The 4,108-nt window shown below is 35.0% G+C and carries 5 protein-coding genes; 1 reads left to right on the top strand and 4 read right to left on the bottom strand.

Going from position 1 to position 4,108, the window contains the following annotated elements; genetic code table 11:
- Nucleotides 1–155: 155 nt before the first annotated feature.
- Nucleotides 156–1,043 (bottom strand): LysR family transcriptional regulator, encoded by an 888-nt coding sequence (locus KO502_RS02150; protein WP_216020919.1) that lies wholly within the window; start codon nt 1,041–1,043, stop codon nt 156–158.
- Between the two features lie 163 nt (nt 1,044–1,206).
- Here KO502_RS02150 and KO502_RS02145 point away from each other — a divergent pair, with 163 nt between their 5' ends.
- Nucleotides 1,207–1,812: a short chain dehydrogenase gene (locus tag KO502_RS02145; protein WP_216020918.1), complete on the top strand. Its 606-nt coding sequence runs from the start codon at nt 1,207–1,209 to the stop codon at nt 1,810–1,812.
- Nucleotides 1,813–1,855: 43 nt separating this feature from the next.
- Here the strand turns inward: KO502_RS02145 and KO502_RS02140 are convergent, their stop codons facing one another.
- The 3 genes from KO502_RS02140 to KO502_RS02135 all read right to left on the bottom strand — a co-directional run bounded on the left by KO502_RS02140 (nt 1,856) and on the right by KO502_RS02135 (nt 3,627).
- The gene (locus tag KO502_RS02140) at nt 1,856–2,326 is read right to left on the bottom strand and encodes a hypothetical protein (RefSeq protein ID WP_216020917.1); all 471 of its coding nucleotides are present in this window, start codon (nt 2,324–2,326) and stop codon (nt 1,856–1,858) included.
- Complete coding sequence (locus tag KO502_RS17185; RefSeq protein ID WP_289846764.1) at nt 2,326–2,457, bottom strand: hypothetical protein; 132 nt, start codon at nt 2,455–2,457, stop codon at nt 2,326–2,328. The genes KO502_RS02140 and KO502_RS17185 overlap by 1 nt, the downstream gene beginning before the upstream one ends.
- Nucleotides 2,458–2,727: 270 nt before the next feature.
- Complete coding sequence (locus tag KO502_RS02135; RefSeq protein WP_216020916.1) at nt 2,728–3,627, bottom strand: hypothetical protein; 900 nt, start codon at nt 3,625–3,627, stop codon at nt 2,728–2,730.
- Nucleotides 3,628–4,108 lie beyond the last annotated feature (481 nt).

Here is a 4,108-nt window from a genome sequence, read left to right as displayed (position 1 = left end):
TAATCAACTTGGTATTATTATAAAAAAGGGGGAATACGTGAAGTATTCCCCCTTTTTTATGTGCATTACTATGGTACTTTATAGAGAGAAACTATTAATAACTATTTCAATAACTTAAAGTAATAATTAAACCGACTTAAGATTAACTAAGTTATTCATTGTTCAATTTGCAGTAACGAAATTACCCATTTTTGCAGTGCATCTTCATTGTAGCGAGGATGCCAAGCTGCAATAACATCAAATTTATCAGGATAGAATTCAAGTTTTATTTCTATCAAGTCTAAGCCAATTATCGCTCGTGCGGGTAAAAAGGCTATTGAGTCCGTCGTTTCTAGATACATTGGCACGATAGAAAAGCATGGTGCGGACACCACAATATTTCTTTTTAAACCAAACGTCTTGAACCAGTCATTAATAGAGCCTTTAAAGTTTGGGCGAGAAGGCGAAGCTATAATGCTTGGGTAATTTGCAATTTCAGCGAGAGAAGGGTTTTTATGTGCGATAGATGCATTTGGTGAAGCAACACATACATGGTGTTCTTCAAACAGCTTTACGACGGGATAATTATCTGGAATATAGTCAGGAAATGCAATTGCCAAGTTAACTTTTCCACTCTCCATCAGTTCGTTAATTTTATCTAATTCAAAATCACGAATGATTAACCTTAACATAGGGGCCTGCACTCTCAGTATTGAGATTAACGATGGCAGCACTATTTGTTGGGCATAATCGGTTGCGGCTATAACAAAGGTTCCAGTAATTGTTTTAGGATCAAAACTTGTTGGTGATAAAAGAGCAGTAAAATCATTTAATAGTTTATCGACGCCTATAGATAAAGACTCAGCCATAGGTGTAGGTACAAAGCCATTCGTTTTTCTAAGAAACAGCCTGTCATCAAAAACATCACGTAATTTTTTCAAATGCTCGCTTACCGCTTGTTGAGTTAAGCCTAGTTGGTTTGCTGCTTTTGATGCATTTTGTTCTCGTATCAGAGCCTGAAAAACTCTTAACTGTTTTAGGTCTAACCTGTCTATCTTACTCACATTTATCTACCATACTTTCTGCTCTTTATAAAATGTAGCACATAACCAAATATTCTTGTATCACTAACAATAAATGATTGTTTCTATTTGTTTTACTGGTTCTTTATTATTCATCCATCAAATCAATTAAACCTAATTGATAGAAACTAAAAGAGAGAATCAAATGAAAACAGTTATTTTAATCGGTGCGTTAGGAAAAATGGGGCAAGCAGCATTAACAGGTTTAGGTAACCACAAAGTTATCACTGCGGGTCGTTCTGGTGATGTTGATCATATTGTTGATATTACAAATGAACAATCGATAAGTGCTTTATATGAAGCTGTAGGTCATTTCGATGCTGTGGTTAATACTGTAGGCTTTTGTGAATACGCTACATTTGCAGAAATGACAGAAGTTCAATGGATGACAACTGTGATGAGTAAAATGATGGGGCAGATAAATTTAGTTCGCATTGGTCAAAAATATATTGCTGATAGCGGCTCATTTACTTTAGTCAGTGGTATTTTAAATACTAAACCCATTCCATTTGCCATTGCAGATGCTACTACAAGTGGAGCTATTGATACATTTGTCAAAATTGTTTCTTTAGAAATGCAGAGAAATACTCGTATCAACGTAGTTAACCCAACGGTATTAGCTGAAGCTTGGGATGTATACGGTGAAATGATGCCAGGTTTTCAGCCTGTACCTGGAACATTAGTAGGTAAAGCTTTTGAACGTTCGGTAGATGGTTTTATTAACGGTGAAGTTATTTTTGTAGATGCATAGCACTACTTGATAGAGCCTACTTTGTAGGCTATTTACAAGTGATTTATTTACGTGATTTTGCTAGTTTTTTTTCTACGACTTCTCTAGCTTCTTTAATGTCTTCAAAAAAGTCATACTGATACTGAACCAACTTTTGATAAGTTTCCCCTGATATCAAATAGGACGCACCGGTAAGTGCAAAGAAGTTTAGTGATAAAAGTATGTAATACTTCCCTCCTTCGACTATCACCAGTAGTGGTACACATAGAATTATTAAGCAAAGTGAATAGTACTTGAGAATCTTTGCACATAAAAAGGAGCCACGTGTCACACCAAAGTTAACTAAACAAAAAATGATAGATACTGAAAATATTGTTCCAACCAACCACTCTGGCTTAGCGTCAAAATACTCAAGAAGGAGCATAGTACCGGAGAGTCCAGTTCCGACCATTAACAGCATAATAACTAATAGAAACCTCCCCATTAATTTCCAAGGTGGAAATATTAAATTAACATTCTTTTCTTCATTTTTCATTATTTAGCTAGCTCCTCATATATTCCAACAGCAAGAGAATTCACACCACCAGATAGTGCGCTACCTGAAAAACTCATTGATGCATCTATAGCATCTTTTAGCTGTAGTGTAAGAGATTGCGTTATTTTCATTCCAGAATAACGCTTAGGGTAACTGCCAGCCTTAACTAAAGCTTTTAATAACTTATTTGATATGCCTGGGTGATTTAAACGGATTATTCTTGGCTTAGTCTTTTTCTCTCTGCACGAGGTAATCCTTTTAAAATAGATAAAAAGCTTTTACCACTATTAATATTTAATAGTTTTACTGCTTTCAATGTCATCGCTCCCGCTGCTGCGGCACCAGCAAGTGAAATAACAAATTTGAGTGAGTGTCCTTATTTTCCCAAAAATATGAAGGGGTTAATACTTTCGTTCTTGTAGATATTTAATCAACTCATTACAAGAAGAATAGAAATAATTGGGCTCTTGCGACTTCATTATTGCTGAGTATGCATTTTGGGGTTTATCATTCTTCTTAAATTCGAATTTGAATTGTAAAGAGTGATAAAACTGTTCATCTACGTAGAGTTGCATTGGCGGATGTATTCCGGATTTTATAGCATTTTTAGCTGCACTCTCAATTGCTAATAGCTCAGCAAACGGCACTCCTAAACTATTTAGACAAATGTGATTTTTTGATTCAGATATATGAAGTAAGGATTCGCCATAGTATTCATTACTTCCCTGAGTAAGCACTGCATATATTTTAAGGCCGAGTACTTCTTGATAAATTTTATCAATATCATTTACAACTGTTAAAAATATCTCTGGATGGTATGAATACTCAACTCCAGTGTGTAAATAGCCAACATTCCAATTACTTTTTAGAATTAAACTGTCAGCGAACGAAATGAAAGAAATATTATCGTGTTTTTTTGCTAACTCATCTATCCTCACTCTTAACTCTATTAGCTTCTTCTTAGTCAGAAGATTATCTCTAATTGCTACCTTTACCCCTATTGCGTCAATTAACGCAAATACGGAATATTCTCTCAAATAGAGCTGCTCTAACCATTCATGATCAACAAAAATATAGGGCTTAATGTCATATTGGGAGCAAGCGACACAAATTTTGACTTTGTTTTTTGGTAAAGTTATTGAAACTTCATGAAACCTAGTATGTGTATCCGCATACCAAGATAATTCTAATGACTGGTTGTTAATCTTTCTTATGGCAACGGGGCTCACATATCCTACTTCATAAGGATTAGACTCTTCTCTCTGAATCATTTTTTCTAATGCATCATCAAATTCATGCATGTAACTCTCGCTCATAAGGAAGCAATCCCTATCAAGTGGGGTTTCTTCAAACGAGTATTTATCTATAAATATATTCTCAAACAATAGTGTCGACTCCGATGAGAACATTAACAGTTTATTATCGCTATCTTGCAAGGTAGATTACACTGAATGTTTGGAAAGTCCAACGTCTGCAATTCGCTCAAACTTGCCTTTTAAAATTAAGTAGCTAACTTCCGCTTTTGGCTAATTAAAGTCATAAGAAATTCATTGGTATAACCCTACCATACCGTAAACCCAAGACTTTTTTTATATTTATAGGTGGGAATTAATACCAATTTGATTAAGTTCTTTCCCACTCAGCGAGAATTAAAAGGCTTAGAGGCAAGGCATTGATTGAAGAGAATGGTTGTTCCCTTGTCAAAATTAATAACACTGCATATAAGCCTTTTAAACTCGCCCTTGGGAGCTTGTTCGATGCACACTAACATCGTTAAATTTA

This window comes from Colwellia sp. E2M01 (genome assembly GCF_018860585.1).
GTDB lineage: Bacteria > Pseudomonadota > Gammaproteobacteria > Enterobacterales > Alteromonadaceae > Colwellia.
This window is presented reverse-complemented; position numbering and strand designations above follow the sequence as displayed.